Below are 23205 nucleotides of genomic sequence, written 5' to 3' on the forward strand. Positions count from 1 at the left end.
CATGCAAAAGCTCCTATTCACCCTTTGCCTACTTTTCTCTTCCCCTGTTTTTGGGCAGGTCAACGTTGCCTTATTACATCAATTGGTGGAAGATTCGAAAAAGGAACATGAAAGGCAATCCAAAGCAAAGACCAACCAGGCCAAAAATGCCATCAATGAAGAAGTGAACAGGAATTTGATGGGGCAAGTAAAGGTGAAATACCGTACCCTGCAGGAGCGCTATGCTAAACTGAATTTACTGATAGAGGCAGTAGGGCTGTCTTCATCAGCCAATCCTTTGCTCAGGTCTATCATTGGTCACCAGGAACAAATAACTTTCCATTGCCAAAAGGATCCCTTGCTGATCCCGCTGGCACTGGAAACCGAAAAGCTTTTCGTAAAGCAGTCCTATTCCCTGATGAATTATTTGATAGGGTTAGCGGCCTCCATCGGTGACCTTAACCAGATGAAGGTTTCCGAAAGGCGGCTGTTGTTGCAGCATGTCATACAGGAACTCCGGTCGATCAACCGGCTCGCGAGCGCCACTTCGCAAACGCTGGCTTCCGAAATCAGGCGCAGATCAGCGGGAAACAACATTCCGCAATACCCAAATGAAGCTACCGAAATGGTAGATGAAATATTGGCAAACATTCAACTGATAAAAGATTGAAACAGCTGCTGACGATATTCATTTTGGCTTTCTCCTTTGAGCTGCAAGCTCAAACGGTGGTGTTTGACCGGGAGCATTTCCGCATCATCAATGAAAATTCAGCCATGAGGAATATTACTGAGATAGGCTATCAGGAAAGCCTGAACGGTATCCGAAAAAACACGGATGACATTGGACTGAATGTATCCAGCCTGGCCATGGTAGAGACCATGATCTTCCGGTCGCTCAACCAGGTCAATGAAGGATTAAAGGATGCCATCCAGGTAAAACAGATCGGGAGGACCCTGCAACGGATTTATGCCTTAAGTGATGAAACCATTTCCATGGCTTCCCAAAATCCCGTTTTGCTCCTTTTTGCCGAAACCTATATCCGCCAGGCCAAAGAAAGGAGCTTTACCCTGGTAACGGAGGTTTCCGCCTTTGTATTGGCCGAAGGAAAAAATCTCCTTATCAACCCTAATGTGAGAGATGAGCTGTTAGGGAAAATCCAGAAGGAACTGGAACGGATAGCGGGATACCTGCTTGCAGTCCGCCATGCCATGTATTGGGCCAATATCAATGGCGTGCTCAAAAAGCTAAATCCCTATCAGGCTTATATCAATCAGAGTAAGAATTTGGCTAACCAAATCCTTGCCCATAGACACCTGCTGCGATGATGAACCCAAAATTTTGGATATTATTTCCGGCTTTCGGGCTGCTGTTTATGGCAGGTAGCCAGGCACAAACTCCCATTCAGGACCGGGCAGTGGTAGCCCAGCAGGAAAGAATGGTTTTCAAACAATGGGATGAAGACCGATTCCTGCCCCGTCCCAATCGCTTTCTGGGTATCCCCACCAATTCCAACTGGTATTTGACCTGGGCTTTACACCCCAACTACCCCAAATTGGACAGAAGGCCGCTTTCTGCGAGAGGGGAGCAAACGCAGCGAATGGCATTGGCAGTGGCGATGAAAATTTCCTCGGACTATTACAAGCAGCAAACAGATACCATCCGGAACCTGGCTACCAGGGAAATGGCCCGCATTTCCGGAGCCTTTTCTTCCGCTGATCCACTGTATCTGCTCTACTACAAAAAGGAGCTTGCGCCGCTGGAAAATAGTGAAGCCCAGGCATTCCAACACCAATCCGCTCAGGTGAAGGCCTATCTGGAAGAAAATGGTGCCTATGCCTGGTACCTGGAAAACATGAAAAGCCTGGCCGAAAGATATGGATTTGCAAAAACGGAGGACATGGAAAGAGGCCAACGAATCCTCATGTATCACCGGATTTTATTAGATCTCCGAAAACTTAAGAGCGATTGGGATCAGAAGTTGGCCCTGTCCCGGAAAGTCCTTGCCTTAAAGGAAACCATCCTTAAAAGGCAGAATGGGAGTGGCCAGTTAGTGAAAAAAGCAGATCCAACCGACGAAATTCTTTCGGGCATTTTACAACGACGAATCTCTTTAAGATGAAAAACTCTCTGATCACTTTCGCTTTATTTCTGATTTGTCTGCCTAAGGCAAATGCTCAGACTCCTGTACCTGCTGATGAGTACAAAGAAGCCATTTCTTTTCTTCAGGGAAATGGCGTTTATGATCGGGGTATCATGAGGTTTTTCGAAGGCATGCGCGATTATGCCTACAGTCATTTTGGCCCCTTTATTCAGGATGCCCAGGCATTGGCCTGTGTTTTTATGCTGATTTTCTTTTCGATTAAGGCCTACGAAATGATGGTGGGAGATAAAAAGATGGAGATTATGCCCCTTCTGCGACCCTTCGGCTTATTGATGCTAACCATGTGGTGGGGCGTTTTCTGTAGAATCATTGCCTTTCCGACAGACCTTATATCGGCCAAAACAGAGGCCATGTTTTCCACCCAAAATGATCGGATCAACGCTTTGCGTTTAGACCGGGCAGTATACATCATAGAGGTGGCTGACAAAATGGTGGAATACCAGGCGACCACTGAATTGGCCTCGCAACAAGCTCAGGAGGCAGATAAAGGCCTGGGAACGGTGATGGTGGATGGGGTTAAGGGATTTTTTACAGATAATGTATACGGTCCATTGGTCCAGATGAGAATCCGGATGCAGACCAATATGCAGCTATTGGTCACCCAATTACTGGAACTTTTAGCCATCTGGATATTACGGATATGTGTTTATTTCATCTTTTTTATCCAGATCATATACTCTACCATTTTGGTGATATTGGGTCCCTTTTCGCTGGCAGCGAGCATACTACCTGCCTTTAGGGATGCCTTCACTACCTGGATAGCCCGATTTGTGGCCGTCAATCTGTACGTAGGCATCGCCTACCTGGTACTCTATGTTTGCGGCTTGATGCAGGAATATGCCTTTCTGCAGGAAATTCAGAAATACGAAGCGCTTTTAGATACATCGGGCGGCGAGGAAGTGCTTACCAAATTGGCCTGGATGGCAGGTAATGGCATCCTCTCTTTTGGCCTGGTGATCATTAGTTTTTTGGTTGGAGCCATTGCCATCACCACGGTACCGTCTATTTCTACCTGGATCATCAGCACCTCAGGGATCACGGCAGCCGCAGCAACGGCAGGTAGGACTGGTTCTACCCTAAGCCGCAGCGGGTCCCGCATGTCGGCAAAAGGAATTCTTGGAAAATAAAACGCAATGAAAATGATCATCAAAAACATTGAAACAAAAATCAAACTCGCTACCCTTTTATCAGTAGGTAGTTTGCTGGCAGCAGCCATTATCTGTATTGCGGTTTCTTTCTTTGCCTACCGGCAGGTGGTCAATGCCCGGAAATCCATATACATCCTGGATAAAGATGTGCCCATTCTGGCGCAACAAACCAATATGGAAATGAATCGTCCTGCGGAATACAGAGCTGTCGTGGATCTTTTTCACAGCCTTTTTTTCTCCCTGACTCCAGATGACGAACATATAGAATACCAAATGAAAAAGGCCATGTACCTGGCAGACGAATCCGGTGTATTGCAATACAATAACCTCAAGGAGAAAGGGTTTTTCAACTCCATTCTCAGTTCCAGCTCTGTTTTGACTCTCCAGACTGATTCCATCATTCTGGACCCCAATAAAAAATTCACCTTTTATGGAAAACAGAAGATCGAAAGAAGGAGTGCCACGATCACCAGGTCCCTGATTACAGAAGGGTATTTAATGGATATTCCAAGGTCGGAAAATAATAGCCATGGAGTATTGATCACGAATTGGAAAACACTTGAAAACAAAGATCTGAGCCATGTTTCGAAAAATACCTTCTAGCGATAAGCGTACTTCCGGAGCATTGAGGAACGAACTCGGAAACCTTCCCATCAAGGGCAAAAAGCGTTGGGTATACTTGCTGAAAACGTATCCCCGGCAATGCTTTGCTGGCATGTTAATCAGCCTTATGCTGTCGGCTTTGCTAGCCTTTGTGATTCCCATTCGCCATCGGACTGAGCAGACTAACGATCCCCAACAACTGATGGATGAAATCAAAAACCTTGGTTCCGGGATGACAGATGAAGTTAGGTCACTTTTTAAAATTCAGGATGAGTTGAAAAAGATGGCAGAGCTAAAAAAGGAAGTGGAAAGCATCATGGCCAAGGAATACCTCGATGCAAGGGATAGTCTTTTCCTGGAAAATGCCCTTCGCCAACTCGAAAATTATAATCATTTAAACCCTGCAGATGATGAAGATTAACATCAAGCAACCGAAATACATCCTTCCCCTGATCCTGTTGCCCTTTATGCTGTTGCTGAATTTTGGCATGCAGTCATTTACCAGTGAAGATGAAATGCAACATGACGAAGGAACGGAAAACCTTCAGGAAAGTGTAGGAGAGGTATCGGATCAGATCCGGAACCGGGGAATTGATGGGAAATTGGATGCCTTTCGGTCCAGGTACAAAAGGGCAGATGGCTACACGGCCATCCAAAATCTGAGAATTGACGTGGAACCGGAAGATGAAATGCTTTCCCAGTACAATGAGGCCGAAAAAAGAATGCTGGATTCCATTGATCTGGCTTTTAAAAATTCATTGGATCAAGCTCAAATTTCAACGCAACCCGCTTTTAGCCCATCCACCGAAACCAGGCCTCGAATTTCCCCACCTACCGAAGAGGATAAGTTAATTCTTGAGGCATTGAACCAATTGGAAAACCAAAAAAATAACCGGGAGCCGGAAAAGTACGAAGATCCCATGGACCTTTTTCGCGCCCAAATGGCCCTGGTGGATTCCATTTCCAAAGCCAATGATCCATCCTATCAAGCCCCACAGGCGGAAGCTGAAGCGATAGAAAAAGATCCCACAACCCAGCGGTTGAAAGTTTCAAAGGCTAGCCAACCGGATACCCATTTTAATACCGTCAAGAAAACCTCCCAATCATCTTTTATTCAGGCCATTGTAGATCAGGAAATCCGCAACGGAACCTTGGGCGAACGGATCAGGATACGGCTATTGAATGACATTCAGGTAGGTGCTGAAGTCTTACCCAAAGGAACCTATCTCTATGCCTGGATCAGCGGCTATGAGTCCCAGCGGGTCAAACTGACGATTAGCAGCGTGATGGTAGGTGATAAAATCCTACCCATCGCCTTAACTATTTATGACCAGGATGGCATGGAAGGGCTGTATGTTCCCGCCAGTTCGTTTCGGGAATTTTCAAAGGACCTGGGCGGTAATGTCACCGGAGGACTGAACCTTCAGATGCAACAGGATCCTTCCTCTATGAACCAGATGTACCTGTCTGCCCTTCAACGGGTTTTTACCTCCAGTTCCCAGGCTGTGTCCAAGAGGATCCGGCAAAATAAGGCCAATCTGAAATACGGCACCCTTATTTACCTGATTGATTCGGAAGAATTGAATTCACAAAACTATTCAAACCAAAACCCTAACTGATATGCAAAGGATAATCTTAATCGCATGCCTGTATGGTTTTTTTACCATACCTACCCTTGCTCAGCATACTGCCTCGGGCAGTCACTTTCCTGAAAAACAAAGCCTATTTATTCGGGAAGGCATTACCCTTCATTTTACCTCACCCGAGCCCATCCAATATGTGGATATTTCAAGCAAAAAGCTGGTAGGGGATCTGCCGGTTGACAACGTGTTCCGAATTAGAATTAAGGATGATAGTGCTGTTGAAGGGGAAAATGAACCCCATGACCTTGGGGTGGTGACCATCATCGGTGAAAAATTCATTGCCCAATATGATTTTAAGTATGCCTCCGGCAGCCGGGAACTACCCACCTTGCTGGAAATTGGGCCTGAAAATATGCGCCCATTGAATACAGGAGCGGCACCCCTTACGCAAAATGAACTGAGGGAGTTTTCATTGCAGGCGTATAAGCGAAAGGGCAACAAAAAAGGCCTTTACAGCAGCCAATACGGCATCACCGGTAATGTCAATCATATCCATACACTGGATGACTACATTTTCCTGGACATCACCTACACCAATAAGACCAATCTGAAATTTGATATCGACCAGGTTAGTTTCAGGGTGGCAGACAAGAAGATTCCCAAAGCCACCAATGTACAGGCCATAGAAATGGAACCTGTTTTCACTCTTTTTGAAAAGGAATCTTTCAAACGCAAATTCCGGAACATTTACGTGTTGGAGAAATTTTCCTTTCCTAACAACAAGGTGCTGACCATAGAACTGGCGGAGAAGCAATTGTCCGGAAGAACCCTATTACTTGAAATTGACTACATCGACCTTTTACGGGCAGACACACTTTGAAATCGAGCCAGCCGGAGGCAACTCAGGGAGAGTGCTGAATAAAGTCAAGAGCAACTCCCGCTGACCGATGAAAACAAGTATACAGATGAAATCGAGCATGACGCAATCGTCACACAGTGGGATGAACATTAATCATGCGAGATTCCATGTGACCATTAAGAAACAATTATAAACACATGAAACGGCTTTTATGCATCCTATTGATTTTGTGGGCAGGTAGGCTAATGGCCCAAAACGGCTCCCAGCATCTCACTTTTGAAGGGGGGGTGGGCGTGCCGCTTCTGGATTTAGGCCGTCTGGGATACGAATTCAATTCCCAACACCACCGACGACATGAAGTGTTTTTGGAGTGGATGAAAACCAGGGAAACCGATTACCAAACGGTATTGCTGGGCCTGTTGATCAAACTGGTAATCTTCAGAAGGAATGCCACTTCCCTAAGGTTCAGGGCGGGGTCTGCACTGGGAACCGATTTTAGTGGGCTAATAATAGCTCCCTTAGTGGGTTGGGAGTTTTCCTGGGTTTTACTCAAGCGTTTGGAACTATGCCTGGGCAGCAACAGCCAGTTATTGCTTTGGGCCAAAAAAGCGGAGCAGTGGCGTGTGGTGCTGGATGCGGGCATTAAAATACCTCTCAATTAAATGGAACAGAAAAGACAGTTGGAAAAGCTATACGGAATGATCCAGTTTCTGGTGTACGGCATGGTATTCCTGGAACTGTTTCTTTTCATCTACAGTCCAAAAGTCCTGACAGGGGAGGGGATATCCAGGCAGGTTTTGCCCCTGGTGGATAGGTTGATGCAATTTCCGATCTACCAAAATCTGGTTTACAGTAAGCTATCTATTTTACTGGCGATTTGTTTGGCCGCCATCGGAACCCGGTCAAAGAAGGAGTTAAGCCTAAACGCCAAAAATCAAATTGTATTTCCCCTGATGTTAGGATTTGGCTTTTTCTTCGGTTCATTGTTTTTCTATTCCATGGAGGCTCGTGCCATTATACTACCCTATACGAGCTGGACTGACCTGGCTTTTGGGATTTCATCTCTGCTGGGAGCAGTACTGATCCATACCGCCCTGGACAATGTCTCCAAGTTGATCAAAAGTGAGCTGGGGAAAGATGAATGGAACATTGAAGGGGAATCATTTATGCAGGAAAAGAAAAGGCGGGAGACCCCTTATTCGGTCAATATACCCATGCAATTTTATTATAAAAAACGCATTCATAAGGGCTGGATCAATATTGTCAATCCTTTCCGTGGCACCCTGTTGATTGGCACTCCGGGAAGTGGTAAGTCGTTTAGCGTGGTAAATCCCTTTATCCGGCAAATGATTGCCAAAGGGTATACCATGTGTCTCTATGACTTTAAATTTCCAGACCTGAGCCAAATTGCCTATTACCATTATTTGTTGGCAAAGCAGAAAGGGAAGATTCCGAATTACCGGTTTCTGGTGGTTAATTTGGACCAGGTGGAATATTCCAGACGGCTAAATCCCCTGAAACGGGAATACATTCAGACCCTGGCAGATGCTTCTGAAACGGCGGAAGCCATCGTGGAATCCCTCCAAAAAACAGAATCTACCGGAGGTTCGGATAAATTCTTCACCCAATCCGCTGTCAATTTTCTGGCCTCCTCCATTTACTTTGTTTCCAGGCATCAGGATGGCAAGCACTCCACCTTTGCTCACCTGCTTGCTTTTTTAAACCGGACCTATGAGGAAATTTTTACCTGCCTATCCTCCTTTCCGGAATTGGAATCCCTGCTAAGCCCTTTTCGCAGTGCTTTGGAAAAAAGGGCCTTTGAGCAATTGGAAGGGCAGGTGGGGACCCTGAAAATCTTTATCTCCAGGCTGAATACCAAGGAAACGGCCTGGATTTTTTCCGGGGATGATTTTGACCTGCGAATTTCCGACCCGAAGTCTCCGGCCATATTGGTGCTGGCCAACAGCCCGGCCACCCAAAACATCAACTCCACCTGTTATTCGGTGATTGTAAACCGGCTTACCCGACTGATCAATACCAAGGGAAACTTACCCGTTGCCATTGTGGCGGATGAGGCACCCACCCTTTATATCCATCGGGTGGAAAACCTGATTTCCACTGCCAGAAGCAACAAGGTAGCCGTTTTGTTGGGGCTACAGGAATTGCCCCAGTTGAAGCAATTGCAGGGAAAAGATACGGCCACCACCATGAATGCTGTGATCGGCAATGTGCTGAGCGGTTCGGTTAGGAATAAAGAAACCCTGGAATGGCTGGAACGGATGTTTGGCAAAAAGAAACAGTTAGGCGAGAGCGTTTCCATTGATCGCATGAAGACCTCTGTTTCGATGAATGAAAAATACGACCCCCTGATCCCTGCCGGAAAAATAGCCGGAATGCAAACCGGGGAGCTGGCGGGATTATTGGCAGTCGATGCGGAAAAATTCAATGGAAAATACAAAAGCGCCGCCTTTCACTGTAGGATAAATCTCGATGCCAAAGCATTAAAAGCAGAAGAACAACACTACCGGGACATTCCCAAATGCTATGAATTTAACGATGCAAAAGAACGAATCCTCACCCGGAATTTTATGCGGATCCGGGAAGAGGTAGAGAACATCATCAACTACTATACCGCATCAGCTTAAGAAAATGCATCCATCATTTAAACACCATCCAAATGAATTCAAAAGATGAACGAACCATGCGATCCCTGATGGAAAAATTGGATCGGCTTCAAAGTAAAGGCCAGGTAGAATTGACTTCTGAGGAAGCGGAATTGTACCAGATTGACACGATGGACGAGCTTCCCGAAGAAGATCATGTTGAATCCAATAATCACTTGAGATATGGCGATTGAAACTCCGAAAATGCACGAACTGGTCGCTGAGAGGATCATTGCCCAGCTCAAGGAAGGAACGGCTCCCTGGCAACTGCCCTGGGAGAAATCAAGCGGGGCCTTCGAAAAGCCTTACAATGCGGTAACCAACAAGGCCTACCGGGGATTGAATTCCCTTTTTCTTCAACTGTTCACCCCCTTTGACGACCCGCGCTGGGCCACTTTCAAACAGGCCCAATCTCAGGGCTGGAGTGTACAAAAAGGAGCGAAGGGAATGGCCATCAATTTCGTTAAGACCCATCAATTGATTCCCAAAAGAGATGAGCAAGGCAAACCTGTCCTGGATCAAAAAGGAAAACCCGTAAAAATCCGGAGGAGATTGAATACTCCCATTGTCACCAAAGCCTGGGTTTTTAATGCCGAACAGATAAAGGGCGTAACCCCTCTGGAAAAAAAGCAGGAGGTAAGCCAATGGGAAAAATTGAACCGGGTAGAAAACCTGGTAAAAAACACCGGAGCCAATATTGAACATGTGCAAGGTAACAGAGCGTATTATTCTCCTTTAGCGGATCGGATCAGGATGCCGGAAAGGACGCAATTTACGGCCTCCGACAGGTATTATGCCACCCTTCTGCATGAATTGGGTCATTGGACCGGCCATAAGGGTCGGCTGGACCGGAGTATCATGAACACCTTTGGTACACAGGAATATGCCAGAGAAGAACTGAGAGCCGAAATAGCCAGCATGATGTTGGGATCAGAACTTCAGATCGGTCATGATCCTCGGCAACATGTGGCCTATGTGGACAGCTGGATCAAAATCCTTACCGAAAAGCCCTTTGAAATCCACCAGGCAGCAGCCGACTCCCAAAAGATCATGGATTACCTGATGGCCTTTGACCGAAAAAGAGAGCAGAAGCAACAGGAAGAAATGCAGCCAGGAACGGATTTTTCAAAACAGCCGGAAAATAAAGAACAGCAAGAAGATTTGGAACCCACTTTAAAATTTGGAAGATGATTATTGAAAAGAAATTACCCATGCAGGATTTGAAACTATTCGGAATTTATAAAGACGGAAAGTTTACCATCCCGGAAGACCAGGTCCGGGCATTACAGGAAGGAAAAATGACCGACGTAGTGGAATTGAAAGATTTGAAGGGAAAGGATGTGCATATTGACAGTTTACCTGCCAGGCTATCCATCGTAAGGGGTACAGACGGCAATCCCTCTCTGAGAATTGATCCGGTGTACCGCTCCCCCAATTCCCATCCCCAACTCTCTACGGAGGAGAGAAAAAGGTTGCTCCGGGAAGATCTGGCCAATATCCGGAAGAATTACGTGGACCGGGATGGAAACGTACGGACGGAGATCATTTCATACGATAAAAATACCCGTCAGTTTATGAGCCATGATCCCAGGTCCGTCCAGGCACCGGAAGCAGTGAACAATGAAAAACTGACCGCCGAGCAAAAGCGAAAATTCAAAGAGGGGGAAACAGTGAACCTGGCAGATGGTACCCAATTTCAATTTTCAACAACTGATCGAAGAGGTATCCGGTCCAACCGAAACGGGCTGGTAGTATCCATATTGCTGGACGGAGGAATATCCTATTTATTGCTGACCGGATTGGGAAGGATGCTGGGCAAAAAAAGTACTGAGGAACAATCCTATTCCAAGGGCTATCAGGAAGGTCTTAAAACGATGCAGAAAAATATGGAACGGCGAATTGCCCTCAGCCCCAATGACAGGGATGCAGTCAGAGACCTGAACAATGTCAGGGAGGAACTTTCAAAAGTTTCCGCAGGTCATCCGGCAAACTATCAAAGCAAGGATGTAGATGAGGTCAAACGGTTTAACTCCAAGGATACCGAGATAAACTCCCCGAATCAATCAGAAGATGAACAGCATCAAAGAAGGATTTGAATTGCTGGACAGTTTGGGGATTAGCAGAGAAGTTCAGCACCTGGTTTCAGCCGGTTTGCGGGAGGATGCCAGTGGCAAATTGATTGCGGATTACCGGGATGAAAAGGGAAGGGTTGTGGATCAGGAGATTCTTGCTGTTTCAATGCAGAAAATGTCTTCTTGCGGTATCCTTCACTTTTCACCCGCACTGCCAGAGAATGTTCGCACACTGTATATTTCCGATGCGATTATGCATTTGATCTTTATGGTGCAGCGAAAAATCCACCGGATAGATTTCTCATATGCTGCTTTTTTGGTCTCCGGAGCCAGAATGGATCGGAAATTAATCGAAAAGCGAATGGATCAGTATCCTGAGGGTGTGAAAATATATACCCTGTTTGGCCATTCGCTTATTGGAAGGATCAGGGACTGTAAAGTGCAGCATTGGGTAAAGGGATTGGATGGTTCATTTAGGGTAGCAGGTAATAAGGTGGTTATTTTATTTAAAGGCAAGGAGTTTTGGATCGAGGTGGGGGAGTTTTCGTTGAGGAATCATTGCAGGCAGGTAGGTTTGCGGCAAACGATAAGCGCCTGTAAACCAATTGATAAAAATATTGACAATTTTTATTTGTTTAGTTAATTTTAGGTATGATTTCCAATTTAACATTAAAATAGACCCAATTAAATCCCTAAAATAACCTAACCAAACCACGGATATGAAAAGATTTGAAAGCCTCTTATATTTTGCCGGCATCTTTTTGGCATTTTCCTGCAGTAATGATCCGGATGAAGAGCCGCTGGTAGAAAAGACAGCGCGGATTGAAATTGGCTTCGAGGGAAGTCTGGACCAGTATCTGGTTAATTTTGGCGTGCATTCCCTCTATACCGGGCAAAGCGGTTTTGTCAGTGCCACCATCGTTCAGCCCGGTGAGCTGGAATGGACCCAAGTAATCGAACAGGCCAATACCTTTAACATTTCCACGCCCCTTACCTTTTCCGAACTTATCGTTGAATCAGCAGCACCCGTTCATACCTTCGGTTTTATTTTCAACGTAGTGCACACTGGGGACATTCCCGATGAGGACTTTGTGGATTTAAGTGCCACCATCAGGGTATTTGGAAACAATTCAGAGGTCCAAACCTACCAATATACAGCAAGACCGGTAGGGGAGGTATCGGAGCCGTTGAGTGAGACGGTGAGGTTTTAGTAAAAGCTATTGAGTATACTTGCAGATTACCAACCTGAGAAAAGTTATATCCATGTCCACCTAAAAAACCCTCTTACTAGTGAAGGGGGTTTTACTTTTCTGAATAATTTATAGAAGGTGAAGAAGCTGGCAGAGGTCAAGCGGGGATGGGAAACTACCCCCCCCCCCGCTATCGGAGCAGTATCCACGCCAAGGTAAAAGCCATTGATGAATAGCTCAGAAATGAGGAAAGAATTCATGAACTCTATTGAAAACAATTATATCCGTGAATAAACCTCCTCCGCAACTGTATCTGGTCCTGGCAATCGGGAGAGGAAGCCTGAGCGGAAACCTAAACCTGCCTGCCGCCTTAGGCAGGAATTTAATCAGAATTGGAGTAGAGCAAGACCATGCCTATGAATAGAACCGAGCGTTAGAAATGATCCCTTTGTATCATTTCAGTGAGATGACAGTTAGCAGGGCAGGTAAGAAAAGGGGTATGGACGGATACCCAGATTCCAATTTTAAAAACAACTATCACTTTGTCCCACCGGAGAAGAAAGGAAAATGAGTCCATGCTTTCCTACTACGTCAAAACTTGCCCAACTATGTCATCATTCATGCGGGTGCAAGAAAAACAATATAAAGGAGTTTGAGTGGCTGAAGGATATCTTTGAAAGGATCCAGTCCCACAAACACAAAGACATCTACCAGCTCCTACCCTGCCACTGGGAGGAATATAGAATCAAAGGTTTACTATAAAAATTCCCTGCCCTAATTCCTAGCTAAATCTAATGGGTTCTTTGGACTGATACGTAAAGAAATAAATTTAACCCGGATTCCGGATTATTTATTAGCTTTCGTTATGAAGGCTGAAATTTCAAAAAAATCAGGCAGTTTGGAAACTCCACCGCTATGGTGAAGTTGAAAACCGCGGCAAAGTGACTGATTTTGAAGTAATTTCAGTCTGCAATAGAGTTCCTAATGCATATTTTGAGTTTAAGTAAAGTTCCGATTGAAGAAATTAGAGTCAATTTGCAATTTTACTGTTTGTGCTCCAATGAATTCTGTTTTGGTTACTAAATCAATCCGAATATGAAGTTGGGAAATTTAAAAATATGTTCTTTTTAGGTAGTCTATTGAGATTTAAGGAGGCTAATATTGGTTTTTTTCCGGAGATTTTAAATCGAGCAAAAGTATAATCTTGAAAACCATAAAGAGTGAGTCCTAGGAAAATTTAATGTTAAAAATGCTAAAGTTTCCTTTTCCGCAAACAGGGCCATCGCGCTAACCAAAAATATGTATCAAATAAGGACATTACTTCCTGACTCAAAAACCTATACAACAAACAGTACCAAATAATATCAATCAATATAGTAAGTCTAAATTTACCCCTTTCTAATTATTGGATTCTGAAATCTAAGTATCAGCTAATCATTAAACTAATTATTTTAACATGTTCATTCTTTTGTCTAGGCTCAATCACAATACCTTTAAAAAATACAATTTTAGCTTCCCTGATCAAAATCATTTTATCATCTGCGTCTCTTGCGATGACTGAAACCTCCAATTTGTAATTTAGACGTAAGTCATCATTCAGATTTTCCCGTTCTAATCGGTCGTCAAATATAAAAATATACTCTCCAGGCTCAGGGTTGATCGGTATATTACGTGCCTCGCCTATTTCAAGATATTCACTACCAGAAGGCGCATTCTGATAAGTCGAAATCGAGTTTTGGATCTCACGTTTCACTATCACCCGATAAAAGATATTCTTCTTGACGTTTCGAAGCAATTCAAGGCGTTTCGAACGGCTTAATTCAAATGAAAACTGAAGTTTAGGGGTCAGCTGGCCTTCCGGATATGCAGACTGTTCGCCTATCTTTTCTATTTTTTCAATAGACGGGAACGACGGTCTCACCCACCCCGACCAATGGCCGGGTTTCGAATAAAGATATTTATGTGTCAGGCCGAGCACTCCGGTTGGGTCAATGTCGATATAACTGGTTACCCGATAATTATACGCCCTGAAAGTATCCATGCCAAAGTGCAAATCTTCATTGTCATAAAAATAGTCAACAAACATCACATTGGGTTCTTCGGATAGCGGATCTGATATCAGGCCATCGACCATCGATAATTGCCTTTTAGGGTCGAATAGTTTACTTCCCGGGCCAACAAATATTAGGCCCGCACGCCCTGCAACATCTCCTTCGCCAGGCTTCACTACCTGCTCGGACAAATTGAGCCAGTCATACAATGAAACCCCACCGGTATTTTCCAGCCATTCCATTTTGATAAGGCCTTCAGGATTGTGCCATTCGTCTACCAACAGACCTTTTTCGATTCTGGACAGCAATTCCCACGAATTTTCGTCCTTTTTAGCCAATTTCGTACTAAGCGTTTGCTCTTCCCGTATTTCCCTTTCAATCGACAGGTAAATATCTGTCGGCAACTCATCTTGCCTCGTCCATTTCAGGAAGTTTCGCGGTTGTCTTTTCAAATCAGGATTTCCAACCTTCAGTTCGTCAGGTATCCAGTGTACGTGCAAGTTATTATCTAGAGCATATGAACTCCTCTCGTCAGGCGTGCTGATGGTCCAGGCTTCCAATCCCAATGGCAATTGCGGAAGGATCGAGGTTTGATATTCTTCATAAAATACCTGTGCCCCTTTAGATTGATTGCCGATGGCAGATGTGGTTTTGATGGCCCATATAAACAGTTCACGTAAACCGCCCCCAACCGGAATCAACAGGTCGCATTCATAAAACAACTGATCTTCCAGCTCAATCGATTTTTCCAAAATTTGTTGCCCATGTACAAACAATAGTTCTTTCGGAACGGTGCCATTCGACGTGTCTACCAATGTATTCTGCCCTTCGAGGGTATACATTCCATTTTGTGGAGCTGAGACCGGCTTAAGCGGCATGACCTGATAACCTGACTCACAGATCACCACCAGCGTGAGTGGAGTATCGTATTTTTCCGGTTCGATTTTTTGACCAAAAGTCACCTTATTGAATTTAGAGACAGATGTCCTTTCATATGATTTGGCCTTGAATGAGTAGGTAAAATCCGAGGTTCGTTTTAGCGTAATTCGGGTTTGATAAAGGTGCAATTTTACTGCCTCTGCTTCTCCTGTGACATCGTCGAAATTGGACAGCACACTGTTATACCTGACCTTAAGTTGCTTCAATCCCCTGAAACCAATCAAATCGGTAGAAACGATCTCATTTACCTCATCTTTGTCATAAGCATAATATACCTTGCCATCTACCCCTTTCAGCTCAGAAAAAACCTCCTTGTTTAGGTTAGAAAGTTCGTTTTTCAATATTCGCTGCGCATCGGCAAGGTCCAATTCCTTGATCGGGTTACACCGCTTTAATGCTGCATTTAGCATGTAGTCCTGCACCTCTGTATACAGAAATTCCTTATGTTCTTTGAATACAACTGATTTGATAGGGTCACCATTTGGGTCCGGGCTGACGTCCTTGACCTCATTTGGTGTAGTCAATATGTTGGAAAGTGCCAGGTCGCGGTCAATGGCCTGAACGCCTAAAACCGGTCTTGCAAATAAGAATGACGGCTCGTGTGGCAGCAATTTGACCAACCTTGGCGAACGTTGGTCACTTACCAGAATAGATTCGGTAAATGCAATCTGACTTGTGGATGGCAATTCGTTGATGTACGTCGTTTCATATTCTTTGTATCGTGTTAGCGGGGGGGCTTTTACCTGCTCTGTCACGTTTATAGGGCGCATGGGATCATCTTCCACCCAAAATTTTCTTTTATCCGACCTTATCGAAAAATTCATCAGCGCCATGTAATCATAGCCGCTATCCTCTTCCTTCAAGGTGATCTTATGGCTCCAGATATGACCGCTGGCTGTATTGGTCAATTTACCTTCGGCATGAAATACCTCCCAATCGATATTGTGTTTCAATACTTCGGTAAGCCCTATTATCCATTGATTATTTTTGAATGCAACAGGCAAACCGGCCAGCATTTTATCAATATGCGCATCGAGCTGATCATCCGACACCTCTGCCCATCTATGCCGATGCCGTTTCCTCAAGTACAATATATTGGACTCAATCTCGTCTTTGGGGTGCCGATCAGTCCCCCTTGAGGTCTTGCCGAAATGTCCAAGTTCGGATTTGAATGGAGATTGCCATTTGGTCTCTATCACTCCATTCTTATTTTCTATTTGGATGTAATCCTTGGTGGATTCATCGTTTGAAGGCGGCGCCTGCAACTCTGCTCTGTATTTAAACTGGAAAACATTGGTAACGGTACCTATTGAGCTTTCCAGATTTTCAACCGGCATTGGCTCACTTTCCTGACCAAACACATCTACAGCCGTTACCCAAAATCGATAAGCCTGAGGTACTTTACCCGTCTTTTTGGTCTTACCCCTTTGCATCTCCGGTTGCCATTCTTTTTCACGTGCATCCAATGGAAATTTATCCCAGGTCTCGGGCAGATTCGGGTTATAGTCGATCCTAAACCCGTCTCTTACATCGATCGAAAAGATCACTTCATCCTTCTTCTCATTTCGTTTTGGCATCTCTTCGTTGATCACCCGGTTGTTCTCCTCAACAGCCAGGACCTTTTCAAGGTTTTGGGTATTGTCTACCTGCTGAAATGCCGGCAATATCGGAGGGTTTTGCTGGGCAGCCTTGATATTGGGGTTGTCCACAGCAAAGAAAGGCTTGAGTTCTTTATTGTAGGAGTATTTCCTCGTGATTCGCCAGGGCTTGATGATATCCAGTTCGGGATTCAAATTAGGATCATCAAAATACTTCTTGAGATCTGCGGTTGCCTCAGATTGCCAGAGTCCGTACACATTTACACCGGTGATAATAGACGAGTTTTCCTCCTTGATCACATCTCCTGCAGTTGATACTACTTTTGGAAACGGTTTTTCTGCCGGTCTTTGCGATTTGATCAGGGCACGGCCGTCACCGGTACCCTTCTCTATGTTTTCTCCGTGACTAATCTTCTCCAACAAATCGTCGTCAAAATCAGGGATCAGTCTTTTCATGTAAATATCGTACTCAAACTCACCGGTCAAAGGCTGTTCGACCGTGCAACTGGTAGCATGATCCAGCGCATTTTTCAGGCTGTTGGTGCCGTCGGTGGTAATGATATTGGTCGGCGAGTCCAATTTCTGGACCCCAACCACCATATCCATATCATGAAACTTGTCCCAGTCATATTCCGAATCCTCCAGGGCTTTTTTGGTCGGAGGTATGTAGGAAACATTAAACAACAGACTGTCCCCATTGGTGTGCCATTCCTGCACTTTGCTACTTTCAATTTCTCCAAGCGTAACCCCCAAACCCAATGCCTCCGCGAGCGAATATTTCTTTCCACAATCAGTTTCCACGCGATTGGGTTGACTCTGCCAGGGATTGCACCAATAATCAATAATTTCTGTTCCCTGTCCGGCCAAAACCGATAGCTGAGACTTCAGGTTTTCGGGTTCGGCCACAGCCTCTTCCATCTCCCTCAGGAAAACTCTGTTCTTAAGCAATTCGGATAGGATACTGACCATTTGCCAGGTGCTTTCGAGATGGGTCGAAATTTCTTTCTTTCCGCTTAGTTTTTTGCCTTTCGGCAGATGAAAGGTGAAGAGAGACGGCAGCTCCGACATAGATAGCGGCGCTTCAGCTGCAAAGGTCTGTTTTTCGAGCTCTTTAAATTCCTTAACAAAAATGGCTTGTAAGTTTCTGGGACTGATCAGATTATCAATCAGGTATCGACTAAACTGATCGGCAAAAACACTTCTCTCCACTCCTTCCAATGATTCAGACAAACGTGCCCTTGCGTTGCCATTGATGGCTTTCATGGTGATGTTATGAAGTTTTTTAGGATAACTGCTCTTCGCACTGTCTGCCAGTATGTGATAAATGCCAATACCCTTTTCAGCTTTCACGTCATTGGGGTCGATTGGTGCTACCGGTTTGGTTTTTTTCGGGTTATCCGGGTCAGAATTCCCTACAGTCGGTGGGTCAAACATCAGGTAATTCATAGGCTTGATCACCGGTAGGTCAGCTGTACCGGTCGGTCGCCCTACTGCAATCGTTCCATCGGCTTTCAGGTATTCCTTCGACTTTTTGGTCTTAACGGTTAAAACAAACTTGCCTTCAGGGTTGGGTAGATAGGTGGTCAGGTCGCTGGTGGCGTCATCATTGAGGTACCATCGGGCAACTATTTCAAATTTCCCGCTGTTATTCTTTTTCAACAACCCAATACAGGATATAGCTAATGTCATGGTATTAGTTAAGGTTTAATTCAGGTAAAAATGAATAGTTAGAAGACTTATTAAGACATGGGCCGGAAATGACCGTTACCGTAATAGTAAATGACTTACATTTTGTTGCACAGCCTACTTTTACACAAGCCGTGGCACCGTAAGATCCTCCCAAAAAGGTAATCCCTTTATTAGTGTCTCCACAAACGCGTAGTCTCGCAAATACCGATACGTCTAACCCGGCCAGTGTTACACCAAATATTTTGATATAAGCATAGCCATGTACATTGGCGAAGATCTCACCTAAAATATACAGCACATCTTTTTCGGCTGTAAGAATGTCTTCTCTTACCAGGTTGTGAATATTGCGTATCCGGTAAAATGACTCATCTTCAAGAAATGAATGGCTTGCCAGTACAAATGCCCGGGCCTCAAGCCTAAGCTTTTCAGGTAATAGTGCTTTCCGGCTAACGGTAAATGCTTCCTGAAGCGCCTTGTCATAGACATATTTAACCATCAGTACACCTCCCAGATCGATGGTCAATCCTGCCTTACCAATGCCAAATTTAACCTCATAACTCCAACCGGCCTTCATGGCTATGGCAAACAGTACAAAGCCATTTCTGTGATCCAGCTCAAATTTGAAGCCACCGGCTATCACATTGGGTATCGGCCAGGTAGGCGGAAAGTAAGACAGCTGGCTGGCTTTGCTCCAGTTTCGTTGAAAACTGTTTCCTCCGGTTTGCGGTGGCCATCCAAAGCTCGCCAGCAAATAAGCTGGCCCTCCAAATGAAGTCCCTAACAGGATCTGACCGGGTCGAAACGACCAGCGTTTGGGTGCGCTAGGAGATGGAAAATGAAAGGTTGGCAATTGAAAACCTACCAAAATCCTCTTTTTCACCAGGTCTATGGTAAAAAGGATCTGTACGTCCTCTATGCCTTTAAACATTTTGACCCAACCCTCTATCCTGATGATACCTTCGGATGAATAAAGCAGTCCGGTAAATTTTTCTTCTTCCGGAGGAGTGGTTATTTGTAAATTATTACCTGCAGTAATCAGGTCATAAACCAGGTAACCGGAAGCGAGCATGGCAAAGCCTGTCTTGTCGGAATAGGTCCAGTTTTCCAACCACTCAGGTCGGCTGGCACTATCAGGCTTTCGAAGTGATTTGAGCCCTTCATCCACATTTTCTACAATATTGGCGATCTGGCCTTTGTAATCACTGTTTTTGGAGAACACTAACTCCGCATCTCTAAGTTTGCCGAATCCAAGGTTAATATCGCCGCCTATTCTCAATCCGGACACCCAATACTTCACACCGTTGTTGGATGCGATTTTCACAAAAATTTCATTTGAATCGCCGAAAATACCTGGTGCCTTAAGGAAGATCACGCCGTAAAATTCGCGATCCCTGCCCTGCGAAAGCAAATTGTCTCGCTCCAGTGCCTCTCTCGGTGGGGTATTGACCGGATCATAACCTGCATCCGGAAAGGCTTTACCCCAAGCCAGCATACCACCGATCCTGATCTCATCGGATAGCGCCAGGCTCCCTTCGATCTTGTCGAGGTGAATATCAAAATCCCAACCTGATCCGGCTTTCATGGTCACCACTACCCTGCCGCCGATCTTGGCAAAGTTTTCAAGTCCAAAGTTGAACTCTCCGGCCACCTCCAGACGATTGCCGTTGGCCTCGCTTATGATGATATTGATGGCCTTGATAGAAAGCGGCCACTTGCCAAATACATCAGTTTTGGTGTCACCTCCCATGATGATAGACAGCACGGCTGTTTTCCCTTCAAGATCAAATCCCATGGCGGTCCTCAGTATGTGATGCATGTTGGGTTCGCCATTGGCAGGCGTATATTTATCAAAAATCGGTAACGCGCTCGCGAGTTCTGCACTGGGAAACAGCTCTACCGACGCGAATAGCTGTTTGAAATTGGTATCGAATTTTCTGAAACGGATAAAGTCCAAGCCAGGAATAGTGTCCCTGACATCCAGAGGTTTTACATAATCCAACGATGGAGTGATCCTAAAGCTTTCAATTCCACCCGATTGGTCAAAAGTCATGGCTGCGTTGCCCTTGATATCGAACTTATAATCGGTACCTCTTTGTAGCAACTTGAGGTTGACATCGAAGGTAAAATCTCTCAACTGATTTTCTATCCCAATACAATGGATCTTGGATACATCAAACTTGATAATGCTGTTGTCAAGGATATTGATGGTGAAGTTGGGATCATTAGTAATCTCGTCCGGCACCTTGGCTATCCAGGTAAATCCTTTGGCATCACGCCAGCCAAAATCCAGAAAAAGGTTATCGTTGATTTCTTTTATCAGTTTATCTAGGGTCTTGCCAAAATACCCGGTATTGAAATTGAGACTGAGCACTAATGGCATATGCCGAAACACAATACCCATAAACTGGGGACTTGTAGGGTCTATTTTTCCATTGGTAGTATCCGGAAGATTGTGGTTGTATGATGGAAATAGTTTTTTGTATCGGTCAGATGTGGCCAGTGCATGGAAAGACTGTTTTGTAAAGCCCAATTGTCCGTCGAAATCCAGGCTGCCCTTTTTGTTTTGATCAATGGCTATACCCGATGGAATGTTGTGACCCGGATACCGCTCGGCTACCAGGTCATAGGCATAGTCTACTTTGATTGTACCTGAGTCCTCTTTTGTTTTTCGCACCAAAGGGATCCCCATAGACTTGAAAAGCGGCCAAAAGCCGTAAGAGGTCCTGATCTTGCCATCCGGATCCTTAATTTTTATATTATCGTCAACAAAGGCCTTGAACCTACTTTTGATATCCGCATTGGTTGTGTAAAAAGTGATCAACAGCTCATTGACATTTCTGTTCAAAAGCCACTCCTTGAACGTATCGGGATCAATTTTTTTAACATCGAAACGAACATTGAGCAGTTCTTTCTCTTCTCGGGGCAGACAGGTCGCATAGATCTCAGCTGGATTAAATGATTCACATATCAATCCTGCAGTAACATATCCGGCACTCAATACAAGCGTGGATGCATAAGCCATGTAGATCAGCTTTTCTTTTTCCTCCTCGTCATATTTTTCCGTTGTGATCTCAGTCTTGGTAATCTCAGTTCTGAAAGCCTTTGGTGCGTCATATGAATCGTACTTCACTTCGGATTCCTCATGGTCCAACAGCTTAAACTCACTTGTGGTCGGATTGATGCTAAATTCTGTCAGCCATTTGTCATCTTTCGGCTTAATACCGTCCTCAAGCATGTCAAACGCCACCTGACTTTTCTTGTACTTCCAATTTATTTTGTCCAGGCTTGGTTTATCGTTTGATTCAAAATTGCCCGGTGCAAAAGGTGAGATTTCCAGTTCAGGCTTAAGTACGACAAATTCCTTGTCTCCGGAATCCAGCACAAAGCTGTTGGTCTGCCCATCGCTCGAAGCAATCAGAAATGAGGGAATGCTTGGTATCCTTACTGTTCTTCGCCCACCTTCCTGTATATTCTTTTTCGGCACCAGCAATGAATCTGCCGTACCCAAAGCCGTATGCAACTTTTTACCGGCCTGCAATACGAGGTCATCAGTATTCGGATCGAAGGCTAGCAGTGCCAGATTTGCATCCAGCTTGATTGAAGAGCCTTTTTCATTACTCAAACCCCGAACACGAATGCCGTAATGTTGATTAGCCAGTGTCAAATCTTCCCTGAGATCTCCCTGATAGATAAACTGCGGATTGAACCTGAACACCTTTTCGTGATTGGTGATCTCATTTTTTTTAGCCGTTCTACCGGTAATCTCCAAGGGAAAGAGAAATATCAGTCTGTCTTCTTCCCCGGCCATCTTGTTCGTGCCGGTGAAAATCTTCGTTCGTTTACCCTGATGTCCTACTTTTCGGTCAGAATGTTTATAGGATATGGTTGTTTCCGAAGCCTGAAATCCCAGACTTCTGATCTGACCATCCAGACAAGTCATTCGACTGAAGGTCAACAATGATCCCTGCCCCAAACTTCGCCCGTCCAGTTGCCAGTTGCTTTGTCCATTGAGTTTGACATGGTGTGCATTACGCTGATCCGAGATCAGATCAAGTGCCTTAGACACGAAATTGAAAATGAAGGTAGTCTTTCTTTGTATGGTAAAGCTAAGCGTACCAAAAGACTCCAGGTTTGCGGCCGAGGTAGGTGAACCCATTTCTACACAAGCGTGGTTGTTTTCCAACTTAAGGAAATGACCGAGTCGACCGCTTATATCCGATACTATTGGACTGAGCAAAGTGGGCGTTTCGTCCGACTTGTAGTAAAACAAGTTTTTCGAGGTATCGACCTGGGTGATATCACCCGTAATCGAAACAGAAAATCTCTCCAGAGAAACTTCCAGCTGCTGCCCCATCGCAATCGAAATTTTGCTGATGTAAAGATGAGGGGATTCCGGATTTTTGGCCACCTTTATGGCAGACGCAAAACTGAATGCATAAAACTGATCAGTTTGTTGGAGGGTGTATTGATTGCCTTCTTTCGAAACCCGAATCTTGCCATTTGGAAATAGAGCAGGATCAGAAATGCTGGTTTTCCCGTCCACGGTAAATTGAAGCATAAATTTCCCTTGCGCATAATTCACACCATTGTCCTCAACGATTGAGCTTTCGCCCGCCTTACCCTCCAAGCGAAACAATGATTGATACTTGTATAGCAGAATTGTAGTCAT

19 protein-coding genes are annotated in these 23205 nt (G+C 44.9%); 17 read left to right on the top strand and 2 right to left on the bottom strand.

The window, feature by feature from the left end:
- Position 1 precedes the first annotated feature (1 nt).
- From BUB19_RS17460 to BUB19_RS17535, 17 genes are all read left to right on the top strand, one after another.
- Entirely contained in the window at positions 2-649 is a 648-nt protein-coding gene (locus BUB19_RS17460) for a hypothetical protein (RefSeq protein WP_073096151.1), read from the top strand.
- Entirely contained in the window at positions 646-1305 is a 660-nt protein-coding gene (locus tag BUB19_RS17465; protein WP_073096153.1) for a hypothetical protein, read from the top strand. Before BUB19_RS17460 ends, BUB19_RS17465 begins: the two co-directional genes overlap by 4 nt.
- Entirely contained in the window at positions 1302-2099 is a 798-nt protein-coding gene (locus tag BUB19_RS17470; protein WP_245802890.1) for a hypothetical protein, read from the top strand. Before BUB19_RS17465 ends, BUB19_RS17470 begins: the two co-directional genes overlap by 4 nt.
- Positions 2096-3268 carry a TraJ family protein gene (locus BUB19_RS17475; protein ID WP_073096155.1) on the top strand — a complete coding sequence of 391 codons (1173 nt, stop codon included), beginning with the start codon at positions 2096-2098 and terminating at the stop codon, positions 3266-3268. The genes BUB19_RS17470 and BUB19_RS17475 overlap by 4 nt, the downstream gene beginning before the upstream one ends.
- 12 nt (positions 3269-3280) lie before the next feature.
- Positions 3281-3892, top strand: a complete 612-nt coding sequence (gene traK, locus BUB19_RS17480) for a conjugative transposon protein TraK (RefSeq protein WP_073096265.1) — start codon at positions 3281-3283, stop codon at positions 3890-3892.
- Positions 3870-4313 (top strand): hypothetical protein, encoded by a 444-nt coding sequence (locus tag BUB19_RS17485; RefSeq protein WP_073096157.1) that lies wholly within the window; start codon positions 3870-3872, stop codon positions 4311-4313. The genes traK and BUB19_RS17485 overlap by 23 nt, the downstream gene beginning before the upstream one ends.
- Complete coding sequence (locus BUB19_RS17490) at positions 4300-5511, top strand: conjugative transposon protein TraM (protein ID WP_245802891.1); 1212 nt, start codon at positions 4300-4302, stop codon at positions 5509-5511. The genes BUB19_RS17485 and BUB19_RS17490 overlap by 14 nt, the downstream gene beginning before the upstream one ends.
- 1 nt (position 5512) lies before the next feature.
- Positions 5513-6355: a conjugative transposon protein TraN gene (gene traN, locus BUB19_RS17495; protein WP_073096161.1), complete on the top strand. Its 843-nt coding sequence runs from the start codon at positions 5513-5515 to the stop codon at positions 6353-6355.
- A 176-nt stretch (positions 6356-6531) separates the two neighbouring features.
- Complete coding sequence (locus tag BUB19_RS17500) at positions 6532-6996, top strand: hypothetical protein (protein ID WP_143156080.1); 465 nt, start codon at positions 6532-6534, stop codon at positions 6994-6996.
- Positions 6997-8979: a type IV secretion system DNA-binding domain-containing protein gene (locus BUB19_RS17505; protein WP_073096165.1), complete on the top strand. Its 1983-nt coding sequence runs from the start codon at positions 6997-6999 to the stop codon at positions 8977-8979.
- Between the two features lie 32 nt (positions 8980-9011).
- Entirely contained in the window at positions 9012-9191 is a 180-nt protein-coding gene (locus tag BUB19_RS17510; RefSeq protein WP_073096167.1) for a hypothetical protein, read from the top strand.
- On the top strand, positions 9181-10188 hold the full coding sequence (locus BUB19_RS17515; RefSeq protein WP_073096169.1) for an ArdC family protein: 1008 nt from the start codon (positions 9181-9183) through the stop codon (positions 10186-10188). Before BUB19_RS17510 ends, BUB19_RS17515 begins: the two co-directional genes overlap by 11 nt.
- Complete coding sequence (locus BUB19_RS17520) at positions 10185-11093, top strand: DUF4099 domain-containing protein (protein WP_073096171.1); 909 nt, start codon at positions 10185-10187, stop codon at positions 11091-11093. The genes BUB19_RS17515 and BUB19_RS17520 overlap by 4 nt, the downstream gene beginning before the upstream one ends.
- Entirely contained in the window at positions 11068-11712 is a 645-nt protein-coding gene (locus BUB19_RS17525; RefSeq protein WP_073096173.1) for a hypothetical protein, read from the top strand. The genes BUB19_RS17520 and BUB19_RS17525 overlap by 26 nt, the downstream gene beginning before the upstream one ends.
- A gap of 76 nt (positions 11713-11788) precedes the next feature.
- Positions 11789-12280, top strand: coding sequence for a hypothetical protein (locus BUB19_RS17530; protein ID WP_073096175.1), 492 nt, complete (start codon positions 11789-11791; stop codon positions 12278-12280).
- 265 nt (positions 12281-12545) lie between these two features.
- A complete protein-coding gene (locus BUB19_RS24235) occupies positions 12546-12683 on the top strand; it encodes a hypothetical protein (RefSeq protein ID WP_166144255.1) in 138 nt (45 codons plus the stop codon).
- A 143-nt stretch (positions 12684-12826) separates the two neighbouring features.
- Positions 12827-13021 carry a transposase domain-containing protein gene (locus tag BUB19_RS17535; protein WP_073096177.1) on the top strand — a complete coding sequence of 65 codons (195 nt, stop codon included), beginning with the start codon at positions 12827-12829 and terminating at the stop codon, positions 13019-13021.
- 664 nt (positions 13022-13685) lie between these two features.
- Here the strand turns inward: BUB19_RS17535 and BUB19_RS17540 are convergent.
- Positions 13686-18536 (bottom strand): hypothetical protein, encoded by a 4851-nt coding sequence (locus BUB19_RS17540; RefSeq protein ID WP_073096179.1) that lies wholly within the window; start codon positions 18534-18536, stop codon positions 13686-13688.
- Between the two features lie 4 nt (positions 18537-18540).
- The gene (locus tag BUB19_RS17545; RefSeq protein ID WP_143156081.1) at positions 18541-23205 is read right to left on the bottom strand and encodes a hypothetical protein; all 4665 of its coding nucleotides are present in this window, start codon (positions 23203-23205) and stop codon (positions 18541-18543) included.

Source organism: Cyclobacterium lianum, assembly GCF_900143075.1.
Lineage (GTDB): Bacteria > Bacteroidota > Bacteroidia > Cytophagales > Cyclobacteriaceae > Cyclobacterium > Cyclobacterium lianum.

What these genes read in the sequence shown, in the direction of transcription:
- BUB19_RS17460 (WP_073096151.1), top strand. Translation starts at nt 2, where the DNA reads ATGCAAAAGCTCCTATTCACCCTTTGCCTACTTTTCTCTTCCCCTGTT.
- BUB19_RS17470 (WP_245802890.1), top strand. Translation starts at nt 1,302, where the DNA reads ATGATGAACCCAAAATTTTGGATATTATTTCCGGCTTTCGGGCTGCTG.
- BUB19_RS17475 (WP_073096155.1), top strand. Translation starts at nt 2,096, where the DNA reads ATGAAAAACTCTCTGATCACTTTCGCTTTATTTCTGATTTGTCTGCCT.
- traK (WP_073096265.1), top strand. Translation starts at nt 3,281, where the DNA reads ATGATCATCAAAAACATTGAAACAAAAATCAAACTCGCTACCCTTTTA.
- BUB19_RS17485 (WP_073096157.1), top strand. Translation starts at nt 3,870, where the DNA reads ATGTTTCGAAAAATACCTTCTAGCGATAAGCGTACTTCCGGAGCATTG.
- BUB19_RS17490 (WP_245802891.1), top strand. Translation starts at nt 4,300, where the DNA reads ATGATGAAGATTAACATCAAGCAACCGAAATACATCCTTCCCCTGATC.
- traN (WP_073096161.1), top strand. Translation starts at nt 5,513, where the DNA reads ATGCAAAGGATAATCTTAATCGCATGCCTGTATGGTTTTTTTACCATA.
- BUB19_RS17500 (WP_143156080.1), top strand. Translation starts at nt 6,532, where the DNA reads ATGAAACGGCTTTTATGCATCCTATTGATTTTGTGGGCAGGTAGGCTA.
- BUB19_RS17505 (WP_073096165.1), top strand. Translation starts at nt 6,997, where the DNA reads ATGGAACAGAAAAGACAGTTGGAAAAGCTATACGGAATGATCCAGTTT.
- BUB19_RS17510 (WP_073096167.1), top strand. Translation starts at nt 9,012, where the DNA reads ATGAATTCAAAAGATGAACGAACCATGCGATCCCTGATGGAAAAATTG.
- BUB19_RS17515 (WP_073096169.1), top strand. Translation starts at nt 9,181, where the DNA reads ATGGCGATTGAAACTCCGAAAATGCACGAACTGGTCGCTGAGAGGATC.
- BUB19_RS17520 (WP_073096171.1), top strand. Translation starts at nt 10,185, where the DNA reads ATGATTATTGAAAAGAAATTACCCATGCAGGATTTGAAACTATTCGGA.
- BUB19_RS17525 (WP_073096173.1), top strand. Translation starts at nt 11,068, where the DNA reads ATGAACAGCATCAAAGAAGGATTTGAATTGCTGGACAGTTTGGGGATT.
- BUB19_RS17530 (WP_073096175.1), top strand. Translation starts at nt 11,789, where the DNA reads ATGAAAAGATTTGAAAGCCTCTTATATTTTGCCGGCATCTTTTTGGCA.
- BUB19_RS17535 (WP_073096177.1), top strand. Translation starts at nt 12,827, where the DNA reads ATGAGTCCATGCTTTCCTACTACGTCAAAACTTGCCCAACTATGTCAT.
- BUB19_RS17540 (WP_073096179.1), bottom strand. Translation starts at nt 18,536, where the DNA reads ATGACATTAGCTATATCCTGTATTGGGTTGTTGAAAAAGAATAACAGC.
- BUB19_RS17545 (WP_143156081.1), bottom strand. Translation starts at nt 23,205, where the DNA reads ATGACTACAATTCTGCTATACAAGTATCAATCATTGTTTCGCTTGGAG.